The following is a 16,810-nucleotide window of genomic DNA, read 5'->3' as shown; positions in this document are numbered from 1 at the left end:
CTTTCTCATTGAACAGCGGCAGCCTCTGTTTTTTCGTATCATCCAATTTGAGTCGGCCGCCCCTTTACTTTTATCCATCCAAACACTTTTAACAGGGATAGTAAATTTCTATTATATGAATAATTTAAATTTTTCAGTATACTTAATATAGTTAACATTTTTTCTGCAAAGAGAATGGGGGATTATGATGGGAGTTCCAAAGTTGCAAACGGATTCACTACAAGGGGTGCAAAAAGAAAATCACTTTGCCAGAGCAATGAATATAAAAATCGGTATTATACCATTGCCGGTTTATGTCTTGCTATTGATTTTAATTACTGTGTTTGTCATGACTCATAATGTGAAAAGCGATATTTTATCGTCTATCGCCATCATGAGTTTTTTCGGATTCACTTTCGCCCAAATCGGAAAATCTATCCCGATTGTCCGATCAATAGGAGGCCCGGCAATTCTCGCTACTTTTATACCGTCCGCTGTCGTCTACTATCATCTGCTTCCAAAAGATATTATTTCTTCAACAACAGAATTTACTGAAAACTCAAACTTCCTTTATTTATTTATTGCCGGCATCGTTGTCGGAAGTATTCTGGGTATGAAAAGGGAGGTCTTAATCAAAGCTTTCGTCAAAATCTTTATTCCGCTTATTGCCGGCTCTATTGTCGCTGCTTGCGTAGGATTAGCTGTCGGAACACTGCTCGGCCTTGGATTTCAGCATACGCTGCTGTATGTCGTTATTCCGATTATGGCGGGCGGTGTCGGAGAAGGCGCTATTCCCCTATCAATCGGATATTCAGATATCATGCCGATGTCTCAAGGGGAAGCGTTTGCACTCGTCCTGCCTTCTATCATGCTCGGAAGCCTTTGCGCGATTATCTTAGCCGGATTGTTAAATGTCATCGGTAAGAAAAAACCGGAATGGACGGGAAATGGAAAAGTAGACCGATCTGATCAACAGTCAACCAACTTTGATCAAGAGGACAAAGGCGAACAGCTTTTTAGCCTTTCTCTCGTTGCGTCAGGCGGTATTCTTGCTGTTTCTTTATATCTGGTCGGAATGCTGGCTCATGACTTCTTCGGGTTTCCCGCTCCGGTCGCTATGCTGGTGTTAACCGTTTTGATTAAACTTTTTAAACTGGTTCCGGCATCGATAGAAAATGGAGCCTTTGGCGTTTCCCGCTTTTTTTCAACCGCCGTCACCTACCCGTTATTATTCGCGATCGGCGTTTCAATGACACCGTGGGACAAGCTGGTTGCCGCCTTCAATCTCAGCAATATCATTACAATCTTATCAGTTGTCGTCACGATGATGACTGTTGGGTTTTTCACCGGCAAATGGCTGAATATGTATCCAATCGAAACCGCTATTATTAATGCTTGCCATTCAGGACAAGGCGGAACCGGTGACGTAGCGATACTCAGCGCGGCCGAACGTCTTGAACTCATGCCGTTCGCCCAAGTCTCGACCCGGATCGGCGGAGCGATCACCGTGTCTCTGACCTTATTGCTGCTGCACCAATTTTATTGATATTTCCTAGAAAATAAAGAAGCAAGTTCTTCTGCATGTAGAGGAACTTGCTTCTTTTTATGTTCGTTGCGGCTGAAACTTTTTGGTCCGCGCTTCGTATTACAGAAACCACATAAAAGGAGGTTCCTGTATGATTTATATCATCATATCCAGTTTATTAATCAGTTACATCATCTATTGCCTCGTTAATCCAAAACCTTCAAAAACGAAAACACGCCGAGCAGACAATGGATTTTGGGACACATCCAGCGGTTATACACACCATTCCGGCTGTGACGGGGGTGGTTTTTCAAGCGATTCCGGCTGTGACGGGGGCGGCGGATGTGATTAAACATCGTCTTTTACTACTTCACAGCTTGTTCAAGAAGCGATCCAAAAGCTTCCCCTGACATTCCCGGGGAAATACGCACACGATGAAGCGAGTACAGTCCCTGATCTCTTGATGCTGCACCTGGCTCTGTCGTTACACCCATTTGATAGCCGGCTTCTTCAGCTTTTTTCAACGTATCTTCATTATAGCGCCCTACAGGATAGCTGATGATCGACGTTTTCTGATGAAACATGTGATCAAACAACTTCTTTGAATCAGCCATCTCACTGTGCTGCTGTTCAGCAGTCAGCCCGTTCAGCTCTAAATGATGAATGGTATGGCTTTCTATGGACACGCCGTTTTCCGCCATTTCCTTCATTTGGCCTTCTGTAAGGTGATGCTTATGCCCGATGGATGTGCCGATCATAAAAATCGTGGCCCTCATTCCGTATTTTTTCAACACCGGATACGCCTTCGTGTAATTATCCGTATACCCGTCATCAAATGTAATCAGCACACATTTTTCACTCGGTTTCTTATCCTCAGTCAGCATGATATACGCTTCTTCAGGCGACAGCGTTTGATAGCCGTTGTCATGCAGCCATTTCATATGGGCTTGGAATTCCTCGTGCGGCACCCGGAGACTGTTTCCTGTTGAAATACTGTGATACATCAAAATTGGCAATTGCGCCTTTCCTTTTGTTTTCAACCAATCGGACGTATCCCTTTTCCCTTGTGGAATATCCTCTGTTTCTTTCATTGCTTCTGATGTTTTCTGTACAGCTTTTGGCGCAGATTGCTCAGCATTTGCCTCTTGTTCTGAACAAGCCGCAAGAACAAACACTCCGGCAAAAAGCCACAAGCTCAAAACCAACCGCTTCATTTCTTTCCTGCTTTCTGTCTATTTCTTACTCTTCTTATCGGTTTGTTTTTATAGGTTTTTAGGTTCATATCAAAAAACCAGACATGTTTTTCATGTCTGGTTTTGCAAACGCTATAACCGAATTCTGACTTCGGTCTCACCGTCAAAAAAATGCGCCTTATTCATATCAAACGCAACTGTCAGCTCATCACCTGACTGAATATCGAGACGGGCGTCGATCCTCGCAATAAAGTCCTGGTTATCAATTTGCGAATAAATCATGATCTCAGACCCCAGCAGCTCCGCAACATTGATTTTAGCTTTAATTGAAGAGCTCTTATACGATTCCACGACAATCAATTCATCATGAATATCCTCAGGGCGGATGCCGAAAATGACTTCTTTGCCAATGTAGCCTTTTTCACGAAGCACCTTCATTTTCCCCTCCGGCACGCTCAACACGTAAGAACCGATTTTGATTGTGCCGTCAGACAGCTTTCCTTTGAAAAAGTTCATGGCTGGCGATCCGATAAAACCGCCCACGAATACGTTTTCAGGGAATTCGTAAACATCCTTCGGCGTCCCGATCTGCTGGATTTTGCCGTCCTTCATGACCACAATCCGAGTCGCCATCGTCAGTGCTTCTGTCTGATCATGCGTGACGTAAATCGTGGTGGTCTGCAGTCTCTGGTGGAGTTTAATGATTTCGGCTCTCATTTGCACCCGAAGCTTTGCATCCAGGTTCGACAAAGGCTCATCCATCAGGAATACCTTCGCATCCCGCACGATCGCCCTTCCCAGCGCAACCCGCTGTCTCTGCCCGCCTGAGAGCGCTTTTGGCTTGCGGTGCAAATATTCTTCCAGCCCGAGAATTTTAGCGGCTTCCTCCACTCTTTTTTTAATTTCAGGCTTTGGCATTTTGCGGAGCTTCAGCCCGAATGCGATATTATCGTATACCGTCATATGCGGATAGAGCGCGTAGTTTTGGAACACCATCGCGATATCCCTGTCCTTTGGCGCCACATCATTTACCCGTTTTCCTTCAATATAAAAATCGCCTTTCGAAATTTCCTCAAGTCCTGCGACCATCCGCAGTGTTGTTGATTTACCGCAGCCGGACGGGCCGACAAATACGATAAATTCCTTATCCGCAATGTGAAGATTAAAGTCGTCTACCGCCGCTTCCTTCTGATCATAATATTTATAAATGTGGTCCATCCGCAATTCAGCCATCTAACATCCCCCTATTGTTGTAAACGCTTTCTTAAATCAAGTGTATCAGCATTTATCCAACACTGAAATGGGCAGCATTCATAAAATCACACGGCCGTTTTCGTGCATATTTCCAGTTTATTCTGAACCTTCGCTTTGCAGGCAGATAAAATACGCAAGCAGAGCGCCTGTATACGTTTTAATGTCTATTCCTGACCGCTCGATAAATTTATCAATCCGGTACTGCAGGCTGTTGCGGTGCAGATGCAGTTTTTTCGCTGTTAATGTCACGTTTGAGTTGTTTTCAATAAACAGCTTGATCGTTTTTCTCAGCTCAGGTTCATTTTCAAATAATAGCTCGGCTTCTTCACAAAGCAGTGATTTCAGTTGTTCCTTTTCTTCTTCTAATAATAAAAAAGGGAACATGATATCAAACGTCACACTCTGAACCTGCGGCAGCCGCTTTTCAGCAAATAGAAAATACGTTTGTTCACGGGCATAATGTTTTCGTAAGCGCTCATCTGTTTCATAAAACCTTCCGGCGTAAAAACGGACACTGAAGTAGAAATCACTTTCAAGAACCCTGGCGAGCGACTCCAGTTCGTCTTTCCCGGCCGCCGCTTCACTTTCCTGCTCGACAATCACGCCTCTGTCCTCATGCATCCAAACGATCACAAAAGACACCGGCCAAAAGTGGCGCATCGCTTCCGCAAATGACGCCCGTTCTGTTTTGCCAATCAAATGAAAATGAATGAACCTTGTCCTCTTTGTGATATTCGGGGGCACTTCTCCTTTCGAGAATAGAAACGCAAACCACTTGTTTTCTTCTGGCGATTTGAACGACATGTGATCCGCCTCTTCCGCTAGCGTTAAAAATGACTGGAGCAGCAACGTCTCCTTTTGGCTGATCTCCGTTTTTGGGATCGAGATATATTTCTGACTGTTTTCATCAAAAAAACATAGGCAGTCTTCCTTTGTACAAAGCTTGTCAGACACAATCGAACCGGGATAAATAGCCAGCAGCGACTTCATATGGTCTCCTCTCCTATGTAAGGATATGTATTTTCAGTATAAGGCGAAATACACATGTTCTCCAGCTTCTTTTTCGCATGAGATGGCCCTCTTTCGTTTACTGCAACGGCAATAAAGAGGATATGCATGAATTGAGACGTAATGGATTTCGATACAGAAGCAATACCGCACATATCCGTTCTAAACAAATAGATCCCTCTGCATCTGCGCAGAGGGACCTCCTTATTTTGAAATATCCACAAACCCTTCACCAAACACATCGCGCACGTCATGAACGATCACAAACGCTTTTTTGTCACAGCTTCTGATGATTTTCTTCAGCATAGAAAGCTCCTGTTTGTTAATGACGATGTACAAAATTTCTTTTGACTGGCCCGTATAGTTCCCCTTTCCTGACAAAATAGTGACGCCCCGGTCCATCAGCTTATTGACCTGCTCTGCTATTTCACCTTTATTTTCCGAAATGACAGTAATCGCTTTTTTTGTATTCAGGCCTTCAATAATGAAGTCCATCACTTTCGTTCCGATGTACAGCATCACAATCGTAAACATCATTTTTTCCGCACCAATAATAAAATAAGAGCTGAAGACAACGATTAAATCGAAAAAGAGCAGCGCGTAACTGATATTCCAATCTAAATATTTATTAGCAATTCTGGCCAGAATCGCAGAACCGGCTGTTGTGCCGCCGACCCGAATGATCATGCCGATCCCGACACCCGCAAACACTCCTGCGAAAATTGTGTTAATGATCAGCTCATCAGACGGTGTGCTCCACCCGTGTGTCAAATGCAGAAAAAGCGAGTTTGCTGCCACGGCGATAATCGTATAAACCGTAGTTTTCCCGTCGAGAAATTTATATCCGATCAATAGCAGAAAAGCGTTTAATATAAAGTTTGTCACCCCGGGAGACCATTGAAACACATAGTACAAAATCAGCGTAATCCCAGTAACGCCGCCTTCCCCAAGGTCATTGGGAATCGCGAATAAATTCACAGCAAGCGCGAAGAAAAAAGCGCCAATCACAAGCATCAGCACATCAAGCATTTTCTTTTTCATCACAAAACACTCCTCCTTCAGATAGTATCAACAAAAAAGCCCAGGAGTACGCTCTCACAAAAGAGCAGAAACTCCTGGGCTTTTATCCCACCGTGTCATAACAGCCAGACTGTTATGTGTTTTCTCTCGGTCCAGACCAATTTTGCATTGCGGAACCCTAGAAAACCACTTTTTTCAGTATATATTCTTGTTCACCTTCCAGCATTATAAGGGACTTACCGCCTTCAATCAAGTGTTATTTGCAAAAGAATGACAATCACTTAAACAAATTGAGACATGTACGCTAAAAATAGAAAAAAGTATTATTTATTAAACAAATAGATGACAAATCCGATACTATAAAAAGTCTTCACTTTACAAGAAAAAAGATCTATAAAATGACGAAAAAATATATAATTTTATATTTTTGTATTGACTAGGTGTAAATATATAGGCATTATAGTACATATGTTTTAAACAGTTACTTACATAGGAGGAAAAATCATGGCAGGTAAACTAGCACCTTGTAAAGCTTGCAGTCAAGAGATTGCAAAGGGAGTAAAGAAGTGTCCGAATTGCGGTAAGGATCAGCGTAACTTTTTTATGAGACATAAAATTATTACGTTTATTCTTGCAGTTGTCGTCATTATTATTATTTCAAACCTGGGAGGCGGCGGAAGCTCTGAAGCATCAACTAAAACAGGTAGCAGCAGTCAGGAAGAAAAAGAGAAAACTTATAATGTTGGCGATACAGTAAAAACAGAAAAAACTGAAGTATCAGTGACTAAAGTAGAAGAACGTGATTCAGTAGGTTCACAGTTTATTGAAAAAAAAGCAACCGATGGCGGAGTTTTAGTTGCCGTTCAATACACGATCAAAAACGTATCCAAAAAGCCGTTAAGCTCATTTTCGATCCCAACTATTAAACTAGTCGATTCAGAAGGAACAGAGTATGATTCAGATATTGACGCTACTGGAAGTTACGCTGCAGAAACAAAAGTGAATAACTCCAAAATCCTTAGCAAATTAAATCCAAATATTAAAGAGACTGGTGTCAAAGCATTTGAAATTGACAAGGACGCCTATTCAAAAGGAACATGGTCACTTAAATTCAGCAATGACGTTGTAGTTAAAATTAAATAATGACAAATAGGGTGCCAAAAAGGCACCCTATTTTTATTAAAAAAGACCTTCTCAAAAGAGAAGGCCTCCATCTTATTTAACCACCTTGTACCCATTCACATTCAAAGACTGCCATCTCCATGAATCGGCACACATTTCTTCCAATCCTCTTTTCGCTTCCCAATCTAATTCTTTCTTGGCTTTTGACGGGTCTGCAAAGCATGTCGCGATGTCTCCCGGGCGACGGTCGGCGAATCGGTACGGCACGTCTTTCCCTGACACCTTTTCAAAAGCTTTGACCATTTCAAGCACGCTGTAGCCTGTTCCCGTACCTAGGTTGTAGGCGTCGGCGCCTGTGGAGTTCAATACTTTTTCAAGCGCTTTGACATGGCCTTCCGCTAGATCGACTACATGGATGTAATCCCGCACGCCCGTGCCGTCTTTGGTCGGATAGTCGTTGCCGAATACGCTTAATTGATCCAGATTGCCGACGGCTACCTGCGCCACATAAGGCATTAAGTTATTCGGGATGCCGTTAGGGTCCTCCCCGATACGTCCGCTTGGATGCGCGCCAAATGGGTTAAAGTAACGCAGCAAAGCAACGCTCCATTCCGCGTCAGCCTTATACACATCACGCAAAATCTGTTCCAGCATTAACTTTGTCTGCCCGTAAGGATTCGTCGCACTCAATGGGAAATCTTCAGTAATCGGTGAGGTTTCCGGCACACCGTAAACTGTCGCTGACGAACTGAACACGATTTTCTTTACTCCGTATTTCTCCATGACTTCGCATAAAATAAAAGTTCCGGTCAAATTGTTATGATAGTATTTGAGCGGGATCGCAACAGATTCCCCGACAGCTTTTAATCCCGCAAAATGGATAACGGCTTCAATATGATTTTCTGCAAAAACAGTGTCTACCGCTTCACGATCAAGCAGATCCGCTTCATAGAAAGTCAAATCTTTTCCGGTAATCTCCCGCACCCGATTCAACGCTTCCGCCGAGCTATTTGAAAGGTTGTCCAAAACAACGATATCATAGCCGCTATTCAATAATTCCACACATGTATGACTGCCGATATAGCCTGCTCCGCCTGTTACAAGTATCGCCATGATTTATAGCCTCCCTATTGGATGAATTGTAATCATTATATAGTTTTTCGAAACAGGTCACATCGCTTTTCCAAAAGTTTAATAGTTTCTTCATGGTTTCTTCACATTTCACAACCTGACCCTATACTTTTCCACCGTCAAAACCCACGTGCATCGAATTCTGCAAAAATGCAATGCCCAAGACCGGACACAGGCAGTAGTTTTTGCCATTCGAAACGGCATTGTGAAATAGAAATCTCTGATCTCGTCATGATAGAATAAGACAAAGGAGATGATTGGAAATGAAACAAGACATCATTGAACGGTTTACTACATACGTAAAGGTCGACACGCAGTCAGATGAATCAGTCGACACCTGCCCTTCCACACCCGGCCAATTGACGTTAGGAAACATGCTTGTTGAGGAATTAAAGTCAATCGGCATGGAAGACGCAGCCATTGATGAAAACGGCTATGTCATGGCGACTCTTCCTTCCAATACTGACAAAGACGTGCCGACAATCGGTTTTCTCGCCCACGTCGACACCGCCACAGACTTTACCGGCAAAAATGTGAATCCGCAAATCGTTGAAAGCTACGATGGAAAAGACATCACGCTCAATGAAAAGCTGCAAGTCATCCTGTCACCCGATCAATTTCCGGAGCTCCCCGGCTATAAAGGCCATACATTGATCACAACAGACGGCACAACACTTCTCGGCGCCGACAACAAAGCCGGCATTGCCGAAATTATGACTGCCATGGATTACCTCATCAAACACCCGGAAATCAAACACGGAACCATCAGAGTCGCCTTCACGCCTGACGAAGAGATCGGCAGAGGCCCGCATAAATTTGACGTCAAACGGTTCAATGCGGCCTTCGCCTACACAGTAGACGGCGGCCCGCTTGGTGAATTGGAATACGAAAGCTTTAACGCAGCAGCTGCGAAAATTACCGTGAAAGGCAACAACGTCCACCCCGGCACGGCCAAAGGAAAAATGATAAACTCCGCTAAAATTGCAATGGAGCTGAACCGGATGCTTCCTGAAGAAGAAGCGCCAGAATCAACAGAAGGCTACGAGGGCTTCTATCACCTGCTTTCTATCCAAGGTGACGTAGAAGAAACAAAACTTCATTACATCATCAGAGACTTCGACAAGGAAGGCTTCAACAATAGAAAAGCAGAGATGGAACGCATTGTCAGTGATTTGAGAAACCAATACGGAAAAGATCGAATCATTCTCGACATGAAGGACCAATACTACAACATGAGGGAAAAAATCGAACCCGTCAAAGAAATCGTTGACACCGCCCGGCAAGCGATGGAAAACTTGGGCATCGAGCCGAAAATCTCCCCGATCCGAGGCGGGACAGACGGGTCTCAGCTTTCCTACATGGGCCTCCCGACACCTAATATCTTCACAGGCGGAGAAAATTTCCACGGGAAATTCGAATATATTTCTGCTGAAAACATGGTGAAGGCTGTAAATGTCATTGTGGAAATTGTAAAGCTGTTTGAAGAACAAGCATAAGTGTGTCTCGAAAAACCAAAGCGATTTATTCGTTTTGGTTTTTTATTGCAAAAAAATGAAACTTGTATCGGTATCCTTCCGTAAATAAAGTATCAACAATATAAGAGGAGTGAAGGACGATGACAAGAGGCACTGTCGCAAAAGACTTTAAGAAAAGGATGATAATAGCCAAAACATTCAAGATGAAAACAAAAGGAAACCCATTTAAAAAAATCAGGAGACTGTTTAAACGATTATTCTAAAGTCTTATTATCGAAAAAAGTTCTTAGGCTTATTGAATCCCTCCTATTCCCGCTGAACTATACCACTTTGTAAGCAAGCATCATTACATATATCTACATTTTAAACGGAGGAAATCATATGTTTGACGCTGTTACTTTATTCATGTTGGGGTCATTTATTCTACCTGCCGTTTTTTTCACTTTTAAAGAGAGAATTGGCTGCAGAAGCAGTTTCTATTTCTTCAACTGATGAGGCGAATTGGCAGGTTTTATCTTATTGGCGTTGGGTTATTCACGCAATTTGCTTTTCGCGGCTTTGAATTAGCTCCTAGGAATTCAAGCTCTCTTTTATCTTTTAAATAAAACAGAAACGTCTTTGCAGGGCTTAAAGTTTGTATGGTTACAATGATTAGTTTTCTGATCATTTTTTGTGTAATGCAATAAATCATAATATAAATAGATTTTGCAACGCGATGCATCCCCATATTCTGCGAAACAACATTCAATGTCAAAAACCTCAGCTATATATGTATAACGGCCTGAAACTTGGAAACAATGCGGATGTTCTCCAAATCGGGTTTTTTTGCATACCGGCCTAGAAATTGGGGTATAAACCAATCAAGCGTGTCCCATCGGTCCTCCGATCAAAAGTGGTTAATTTGTATTATTTAAAAACAGGGTAAAAGTCATATAAACTTATTTATTTTCCAGTCGATAGAATCTATATAGACAATATGACACAAGACTTTTATCTCAACACACAGGAAATTTCAGCATTTTATTTCCAAATTATTTTTCACGCAATTATTTTTTTAGAAAAATTGTAATTTTTTGAATACTTTTTGCTCTTCTATCCGTACAATAAGTAACACCAAAACTTTTTTGGGAGGTATGTAACATGATTCTATCTATTATCATTGCGTTATGCGGTTATCTGCTTTATTCATTCAGCAAGGACAATCGACGCAAAACACAAAAGACAAGCCCTCTGGCCACAGCACCTGCTCCTGTATCTGCTTCTGCGCCTAACAATTTAATCGACTTGGACGCCATCCGTCAAAAACGGCAGCTTCCGCTTTCATAAAACATATATTCAAGGCTGCGGGGACATTTCCGCAGCCTTGATCCTTTTTTATACCGTTCTCCCTTGGCTCCGCTTCCTTGCTTTTTTCTCCTTCTGAAATGAAACTTTTCACCGCCAGCTTCCGTAAAGATACAAGATCATCAAAAAGGAGACTTCTTATAATGGACTTATATATGAAAGAACGGATTTTTTCGTTTAAGGATCAATTTAAGGTATATGACCAAAAGGAGAATGAGGTGTACCGGATCGAAGGAAGTTTTTTCTCTTTTGGAGATCAGTTACAGATTACAGATATGGACGGAAACCTGCTGGCTGAAATTAATCAAAAGCTTATGTCTTTTCTGCCTCGGTATGAGATTTTAATAAACGGTGAAACGGTTTGCGAGGTGACGAAAAAATTAACGTTTTTCAAGCCGAAGTTTGAGATATCAAAGCTCGATTGGATCATTGACGGCGATTTGTGGAATCAGGACTTTCAAGTGACGGACGGTAAAGATAGTCGGATGTCAGTCAGTAAAAAGTGGCTAAGCTGGGGTGATTCCTACCATTTGCAGATTCCGAATGAAGAGGATCACGTTCTTTGTCTCGCAATTGCAATTGTGCTGGATATGGTGTTATTTGAAGATGAAAATTAAGAAATCCCCCAAAAAAACATTGACAATTTAATAAAAAATAATAATATTAAGATTATTGAAAACAATTTCATATAACGATTTTCCTTATCAAGAGAGGTGGAGGGACTGGCCCGATGATACCCGGCAACCGCTGTTTAACAGAATGGTGCTAAATCCTGAAGATAAGGTTGAGATTGTGAACTCAAGCTCTTCCTTACCAAAGGGAGAGCTTTTTACTTTAAAACGGAAAGAAGGAATAATCTATGTCACAGCAAGCAGCTTCAACAGAACAACATCAATCTCTTCAACGGAAAAAGCCGCCATTTCGTGCGGATCAAGTCGGAAGCCTTTTGCGTTCAGAGCCAGTGAAGAAAGCGCGTCTCCAAAAGGCAGCCGGTGATATTACCGCAGAACAGCTTCGCCAAATCGAAAACGATGAAATTATCCGAATCGTTGAAAAACAAAAAGAAACCGGGATTAAGGTTGTGACGGACGGTGAATTCCGCCGTGCGTGGTGGCATTTCGATTTTCTTGAGAACTTGGACGGCGTAGAAGGCTTTAAGCCGGAAAGCGGCATCCAGTTCCACAATGTCAAAACAAAGCCCCGCGGGATCAAAGTGACCGGAGATATTGACTTTACGAACCATCCGATGCTGGAAGATTATAAATTTCTGCACAGTATCGCCGGCGACGCGACACCGAAAATGACAATTCCAAGTCCGAATATGCTGTTTTTTAGAGGGAAAGTGGAAAAAGATTCATATCAAAATGATTACGAAGCGTTCCAGCATGATTTGTCGCTCGCCTATAAAAAAGCGATTCAAGCTTTTTACGATGCGGGCTGCCGTTATCTTCAGCTTGATGACACGGCGTGGGCGGTCTTCTTATCGGAACAAGGGAAAAAGCAAATTGAAGCATTCGGCAAAACACCTGACGAGCTGCGACAGTTGTTTGCAAAATCAATTAATGATGCAGTTGCCGACCGTCCGGATGATTTGACTGTCACCATGCACATTTGCCGCGGTAACTTCCAATCAACTTGGACGGCTGAAGGCGGTTATGACGCAGCGGCAGAAACGATTTTTGACGGTTTGAATCTTGACGGGCTTTTCTTAGAATATGATGATTCCCGCTCTGGCGGCTTTGAACCGCTCCGTTATGTAAAGCGTCCTGACCTTCAGCTTGTCTTAGGCTTGGTGACTTCGAAATATGGAGAATTGGAAAACCCGGATGATATCAAACGCCGCATTGAAGAAGCGTCACGCTATGTCAGTTTAAATCAGCTCTCTCTCAGCCCGCAGTGCGGTTTTGCCTCGACAGAAGAAGGAAACCTGCTGACGGAAGAGCAGCAATGGGCTAAATTGCGCCATGTAGTGGAGATTGCAAAGGATGTTTGGAAGTAATATCAAGTGAAAAAGACACACATCAATTGTGTGTCTTTTTTTGAGGGTATCAAACTAATCAATCTGATATGCTTTGCATTTCTCGTACAGACCTGTTTTCCCAATCCGCAACAGCTTTGCAGCCTCCGCTTTATTTCCGCAGCTTATCACAAGCGCTTCTGTTATCGCCTTCTTTTCCGCCTCTGCGATTGCCTCCTTTAAAGGTTTGACCGCTTGATTTTTGCCTGTTTTCAATGGACGGCGCTGCCTTTCTTCTCCGTCCGGTTTGCGTGGCAGATTCAGGTGTTCCGGACCAATCAGCCTCCCATCCAGTACGTTGACCGCCCGTTCCAGCACATTTTCTAATTCCCTTATATTCCCCGGCCAGGAATAGCACTGCAATTCTTCTATAGCTCCGTCGGAAAGCTCTAGTCCATAACGGTCAAACTTCCGCTCCAGTTTCTTGACTAACAGTCTGGCGATCGGAACGATATCCTCTAACCGTTCTCTTAAAGAGGGAATCTGGATGTTAATCACATTCAGCCGGTAATATAGATCCTGACGAAACTTCCCTTCTTGCACCATTTGCTCAAGATCGCGATGTGTCGCCGCAATTACGCGCACATCGATCGGTATCGGACTTCTGCCGCCGATTCGTTCAATTTCCTTCTCTTGCAAGACACGCAGCAGCTTGCTTTGCATTTGTAACGGCAGATCCCCGATTTCATCGAGAAAAATGCTCCCTTGATGAGCCAGTTCAAACTTTCCTTTTTTCCCGCCTTTTTTCGCTCCCGTAAATGAGCCTTCTTCATAGCCGAAAATTTCCGATTCAAATAAGTGTTCAGGGATAGAAGCACAGTTTACTCGCAGGAAGGGAGCGTACCGGCGACGGCTGTTTTGGTGAATGGCGTGGGCAAAAAGCTCTTTCCCGGTCCCGGATTCTCCCAAAAGCAAGACGGCTGACTGGCTGTCAGAAACCCGCTCCGCAAGCGTTTTTGCTTCCATAAATGGACGGCTGTTCCCGATTAAATCACCAAAATGATATTTGCTGTACAGCTCTTTTTCATATTTGTTTTTATAATATTTGAGCTCCTCCAAAAGAGGCTTGATTTTCTTGGAGTAGTCCATCCATTCTTGAGGATTGCGGAACATGACTGTACCAACCGCTCCAACAAGCTGCTGATTCACATACAGCGGGTATCTGTTCGCAATCATTTCGCTTCCGTTAATCGGATGAATGGCCGCTACCTCTGTCTGCCCCGTTTTCGCCACAATGTGCATTCTTGAATTTTCAATGATATCCTGAACAGGTTTTCCGAGTGCTTCTTGCTCTCTTGTTTTGAGAAATTCGCAGTACGCCGCATTGATGTAGAGGATTTTCCCCTCATGATCCACCACAACGATGCATTCCGCTGCAAGATTGATGATTTCATCGAGCCATTCATAAGGCAATGTTTTAATAGTATGTTTCATCGCACCCCGTCCCTTTTACATCAGAGAACTGTATTTTTTCCGCCGTCTGCCGGAAGAAGAAAATGTAAGCACTTTCATATATTGTTATCATAAACGAGGTCTTTCCATGAAATCAAGAGAAGCTTATGTTTATTGAGCGGTATAACCGCCATCAAGCACAACGGCCTGGCCGGTTACTCCTTTCGCTTTGTCGCTGGCCAAAAATACCGCATAATCAGCAATTTCCTTAACTGAAAGAAGACGTTTTTGCGGCACTAGCGGGAAAATGACATCCTCCAGTACGCGTTCATACGGAACATTCCTTGTTTCTGAAAGGTCCTTCAGTTGGCTGCGGACAAGCTGGGTGTCCACATATCCCGGACAAAGCGCATTGACCGTGATTCCGTCAGACGCACCTTCAAGGGCCCCCACCTTCGTTAAGCCGATTACGCCATGCTTCGCGCTGTTGTAGGCTGCTTTGCCGGAAAAACCGATCAATCCGTTAACGGATGCCATATTAAGGATTCTTCCGAATTGCTGTTTCTTCATAATGGGAAAAGCATGCTTCATTGCGATAAAAGGCGCGGTCAACATGACACGAATGAGCCCTTCAAAACGGTCTGTGGGAAATTCCTCAATGGGGGCGACGTGCTGAATGCCCGCATTATTAACCAGAATATCCAGACGCCCGAATTGTTTCTCAATCGTTTGCAGTGTATCGGCTATTTGCTCTTCATTTGTCACATCGCATGGCTTGCTTACCGCTTCAAAGCCTTCCTCTTTCAGCTTCGCAGCCGCCTCTTCTCCAGCCTGTTCATTTACATCAGATATGATGACGGCGGCTCCTTCGCGGGCAAATTCCTTCGCTATTTCAAATCCAATTCCTCCGGCGGCTCCTGTCACAAGAGCCACTTTTTCAGTAAGTAATGACTTCATCACGCGCCTCCTTATTCTTGTCGGACACCATTCTTGAACGACTGGCTGACGGTAAATTCAGCTCCCGTTTTTTCATAAACCTCCTCCATAGACACGCCGTCCTGCAGTTCGGCCAGTGTCATTCGTCCATCGTGAAAATCGAATACAGCCAAATCTGTGATCAGCCGATGGACAACTTGTTTGCCTGTCAGCGGCAGTGTACATTCCTTTTTGACTTTGGATTCTCCATATTTATTGACGTGCTCCATGATGACAACAATCCGTTTTGCTCCGTTGACCAAATCCATGGCGCCGCCCATTCCTTTGATCATTTTCCCAGGAATCATCCAGTTCGCCAAATCCCCTTGTTCGGATACCTCCATCCCGCCGAGGATCGCTAAATCAATATGACCGCCTCGAATCATGGCAAAGGATTCGGCGCTGTCAAAATACGATGCCCCCTTCACCTCAGTAATGGTTTCTTTCCCCGCATTGATCAGATCCGGGTCCTCCGTTCCTTCCAACGGGTAAGGCCCGATCCCAAGCAAACCATTTTCTGACTGAAGCAAAACGTTATAATCACTCGGTATCTCATTGGCCACAAGCGTCGGCATCCCGATCCCCAGGTTCACATTCATTCCGTCCTTAATCTCCATTACAGCCCGTTTTATCATTCGTTTTCTGGCATCTCTCATTTTATCAGCCTCCTTTATCATGCTTGTTGAACGGTGCGGCGCTCAATCCGCTTTTCATCAGTCGTGCCGAGCAGCACGTGCTGCACAAAGATACCTGGCGTATGAATATGATCCGGATCAAGCTCTCCGACATCAACGATTTCTTCTGCTTCTGCAATCGTTATCTTTCCTGCCATTGCAGCGAGCGGATTGAAGTTTCTCGCCGTCTTCCTGAACACAAGGTTGCCCAGCGGATCGGCTTTCCACGCTTTTACAATGGCGGCCTCCCCTGTGATCCCTTTCTCCAATAGATAGGTTCGTCCGTCAAATGTTTTATGTTCCTTTCCCTCGGCGACCGTTGTTCCGACTCCCGCAGCAGTATAAAATCCCGGGATGCCCGCACCGCCCGCCCGAATTCTTTCGGCCAGCGTTCCTTGGGGAACCAATTCGACTTCCAGCTCTCCGCTTAAAAATTGCCGTTCAAAGATTTTGTTTTCTCCCACATAGGATGCGACCATTTTTTTGATCTGCTGATTCGCCAGCAGAAGGCCTAATCCCCAGTCATCGACGCCGCAGTTATTGCTGACAACGGTTAAGTCTTTTACCCCGCTGTCCCTGATCGCAAGAATTAATTGCTCTGGGATTCCGCACAGGCCGAAGCCTCCTGCGATGAGAGTGTCTCCATCCTTGATCAATTCGGCAGCTTCCTTATACGACTCCATTACTTTTCCCTTCCCCAT

Annotated in this window: 16 protein-coding genes, 2 pseudogenes and 2 riboswitches; of the genes and pseudogenes, 8 read left to right on the top strand and 10 right to left on the bottom strand. The window is 43.9% G+C overall.

Features of this window, described 5'->3' with window-relative positions; genetic code table 11:
- Positions 1-187 precede the first annotated feature (187 nt).
- Positions 188-1,525, top strand: a complete 1,338-nt coding sequence (cimH, locus tag GXP75_RS06500) for a citrate/malate transporter CimH (protein ID WP_242556408.1) — start codon at positions 188-190, stop codon at positions 1,523-1,525.
- 130 nt (positions 1,526-1,655) lie between these two features.
- A complete protein-coding gene (locus GXP75_RS06495) occupies positions 1,656-1,856 on the top strand; it encodes a hypothetical protein (protein ID WP_003326324.1) in 201 nt (66 codons plus the stop codon).
- Positions 1,857-1,869: 13 nt separating this feature from the next.
- Here GXP75_RS06495 and GXP75_RS06490 read toward each other — a convergent pair whose 3' ends face one another.
- The 5 genes from GXP75_RS06490 to GXP75_RS06470 all read right to left on the bottom strand — a co-directional run bounded on the left by GXP75_RS06490 (position 1,870) and on the right by GXP75_RS06470 (position 6,000).
- The gene (locus GXP75_RS06490; protein ID WP_242556407.1) at positions 1,870-2,718 is read right to left on the bottom strand and encodes a polysaccharide deacetylase family protein; all 849 of its coding nucleotides are present in this window, start codon (positions 2,716-2,718) and stop codon (positions 1,870-1,872) included.
- A gap of 111 nt (positions 2,719-2,829) precedes the next feature.
- Complete coding sequence (gene msmX / locus GXP75_RS06485; protein WP_242556406.1) at positions 2,830-3,930, bottom strand: maltodextrin ABC transporter ATP-binding protein MsmX; 1,101 nt, start codon at positions 3,928-3,930, stop codon at positions 2,830-2,832.
- A gap of 117 nt (positions 3,931-4,047) precedes the next feature.
- Positions 4,048-4,941: a PucR family transcriptional regulator gene (locus GXP75_RS06480; RefSeq protein ID WP_214915848.1), complete on the bottom strand. Its 894-nt coding sequence runs from the start codon at positions 4,939-4,941 to the stop codon at positions 4,048-4,050.
- Complete coding sequence (locus GXP75_RS06475; RefSeq protein WP_242556405.1) at positions 4,938-5,129, bottom strand: hypothetical protein; 192 nt, start codon at positions 5,127-5,129, stop codon at positions 4,938-4,940. The genes GXP75_RS06480 and GXP75_RS06475 overlap by 4 nt, the downstream gene beginning before the upstream one ends.
- Before the next feature lie 34 nt (positions 5,130-5,163).
- On the bottom strand, positions 5,164-6,000 hold the full coding sequence (locus GXP75_RS06470; protein ID WP_003326319.1) for a YitT family protein: 837 nt from the start codon (positions 5,998-6,000) through the stop codon (positions 5,164-5,166).
- Between the two features lie 69 nt (positions 6,001-6,069).
- Positions 6,070-6,172: riboswitch (guanidine-I (ykkC/yxkD leader) on the bottom strand.
- A 410-nt stretch (positions 6,173-6,582) separates the two neighbouring features.
- Between GXP75_RS06470 and GXP75_RS06465 the strand changes: the two genes are divergently transcribed.
- On the top strand, positions 6,583-7,122 hold the full coding sequence (locus GXP75_RS06465) for a DUF4352 domain-containing protein (protein WP_141292156.1): 540 nt from the start codon (positions 6,583-6,585) through the stop codon (positions 7,120-7,122).
- A 72-nt stretch (positions 7,123-7,194) separates the two neighbouring features.
- Here the strand turns inward: GXP75_RS06465 and galE are convergent, their stop codons facing one another.
- A complete protein-coding gene (gene galE / locus GXP75_RS06460) occupies positions 7,195-8,214 on the bottom strand; it encodes a UDP-glucose 4-epimerase GalE (protein WP_214915845.1) in 1,020 nt (339 codons plus the stop codon).
- A 130-nt stretch (positions 8,215-8,344) separates the two neighbouring features.
- On the opposite strand from galE, the pseudogene GXP75_RS06455 reads away from it, so the two are divergent.
- The 5 genes and pseudogenes from GXP75_RS06455 to GXP75_RS06435 all read left to right on the top strand — a co-directional run.
- Positions 8,345-8,446, top strand: a pseudogene (locus GXP75_RS06455) (LuxR C-terminal-related transcriptional regulator); the annotation flags it as partial.
- A 49-nt stretch (positions 8,447-8,495) separates the two neighbouring features.
- On the top strand, positions 8,496-9,728 hold the full coding sequence (pepT, locus tag GXP75_RS06450) for a peptidase T (RefSeq protein WP_061572111.1): 1,233 nt from the start codon (positions 8,496-8,498) through the stop codon (positions 9,726-9,728).
- A 1,063-nt stretch (positions 9,729-10,791) separates the two neighbouring features.
- Positions 10,792-11,033 (top strand): annotated as a pseudogene (locus GXP75_RS06445) (hypothetical protein).
- 158 nt (positions 11,034-11,191) lie between these two features.
- On the top strand, positions 11,192-11,668 hold the full coding sequence (locus tag GXP75_RS06440) for an LURP-one-related/scramblase family protein (protein ID WP_242556750.1): 477 nt from the start codon (positions 11,192-11,194) through the stop codon (positions 11,666-11,668).
- Positions 11,669-11,749: 81 nt separating this feature from the next.
- Positions 11,750-11,836: riboswitch (SAM riboswitch) on the top strand.
- Between the two features lie 74 nt (positions 11,837-11,910).
- On the top strand, positions 11,911-13,050 hold the full coding sequence (locus GXP75_RS06435; RefSeq protein ID WP_242556404.1) for a 5-methyltetrahydropteroyltriglutamate--homocysteine S-methyltransferase: 1,140 nt from the start codon (positions 11,911-11,913) through the stop codon (positions 13,048-13,050).
- Positions 13,051-13,104: 54 nt separating this feature from the next.
- Here the strand turns inward: GXP75_RS06435 and GXP75_RS06430 are convergent, their stop codons facing one another.
- The 4 genes from GXP75_RS06430 to GXP75_RS06415 all read right to left on the bottom strand — a co-directional run bounded on the left by GXP75_RS06430 (position 13,105) and on the right by GXP75_RS06415 (position 16,810).
- A complete protein-coding gene (locus GXP75_RS06430) occupies positions 13,105-14,502 on the bottom strand; it encodes a sigma-54 interaction domain-containing protein (protein ID WP_242556403.1) in 1,398 nt (465 codons plus the stop codon).
- Positions 14,503-14,631: 129 nt separating this feature from the next.
- Positions 14,632-15,417, bottom strand: a complete 786-nt coding sequence (locus tag GXP75_RS06425; RefSeq protein ID WP_214915839.1) for a 3-hydroxybutyrate dehydrogenase — start codon at positions 15,415-15,417, stop codon at positions 14,632-14,634.
- Between the two features lie 11 nt (positions 15,418-15,428).
- Positions 15,429-16,091 (bottom strand): 3-oxoacid CoA-transferase subunit B, encoded by a 663-nt coding sequence (locus tag GXP75_RS06420; protein ID WP_242556402.1) that lies wholly within the window; start codon positions 16,089-16,091, stop codon positions 15,429-15,431.
- Positions 16,092-16,108: 17 nt separating this feature from the next.
- Positions 16,109-16,810, bottom strand: a complete 702-nt coding sequence (locus tag GXP75_RS06415; protein ID WP_242556401.1) for a CoA transferase subunit A — start codon at positions 16,808-16,810, stop codon at positions 16,109-16,111.

This window comes from Bacillus sp. HU-1818 (genome assembly GCF_022695965.1).
Lineage (GTDB): Bacteria > Bacillota > Bacilli > Bacillales > Bacillaceae > Bacillus > Bacillus atrophaeus.
Note: the sequence above shows the minus strand (reverse complement) of the source record. Positions and strands in the feature narration are given on the sequence as shown.

Coding starts and splice junctions, on each gene's coding strand:
- GXP75_RS06480 (WP_214915848.1), bottom strand. CDS start 4,941: ATGAAGTCGCTGCTGGCTATTTATCCCGGTTCGATTGTGTCTGACAAG.
- GXP75_RS06470 (WP_003326319.1), bottom strand. CDS start 6,000: ATGAAAAAGAAAATGCTTGATGTGCTGATGCTTGTGATTGGCGCTTTT.
- msmX (WP_242556406.1), bottom strand. CDS start 3,930: ATGGCTGAATTGCGGATGGACCACATTTATAAATATTATGATCAGAAG.
- GXP75_RS06420 (WP_242556402.1), bottom strand. CDS start 16,091: ATGAGAGATGCCAGAAAACGAATGATAAAACGGGCTGTAATGGAGATT.
- GXP75_RS06465 (WP_141292156.1), top strand. CDS start 6,583: ATGAGACATAAAATTATTACGTTTATTCTTGCAGTTGTCGTCATTATT.
- pepT (WP_061572111.1), top strand. CDS start 8,496: ATGAAACAAGACATCATTGAACGGTTTACTACATACGTAAAGGTCGAC.
- cimH (WP_242556408.1), top strand. CDS start 188: ATGGGAGTTCCAAAGTTGCAAACGGATTCACTACAAGGGGTGCAAAAA.
- galE (WP_214915845.1), bottom strand. CDS start 8,214: ATGGCGATACTTGTAACAGGCGGAGCAGGCTATATCGGCAGTCATACA.
- GXP75_RS06490 (WP_242556407.1), bottom strand. CDS start 2,718: ATGAAGCGGTTGGTTTTGAGCTTGTGGCTTTTTGCCGGAGTGTTTGTT.
- GXP75_RS06430 (WP_242556403.1), bottom strand. CDS start 14,502: ATGAAACATACTATTAAAACATTGCCTTATGAATGGCTCGATGAAATC.
- GXP75_RS06435 (WP_242556404.1), top strand. CDS start 11,911: ATGTCACAGCAAGCAGCTTCAACAGAACAACATCAATCTCTTCAACGG.
- GXP75_RS06495 (WP_003326324.1), top strand. CDS start 1,656: ATGATTTATATCATCATATCCAGTTTATTAATCAGTTACATCATCTAT.
- GXP75_RS06415 (WP_242556401.1), bottom strand. CDS start 16,810: ATGGGGAAGGGAAAAGTAATGGAGTCGTATAAGGAAGCTGCCGAATTG.
- GXP75_RS06425 (WP_214915839.1), bottom strand. CDS start 15,417: ATGAAGTCATTACTTACTGAAAAAGTGGCTCTTGTGACAGGAGCCGCC.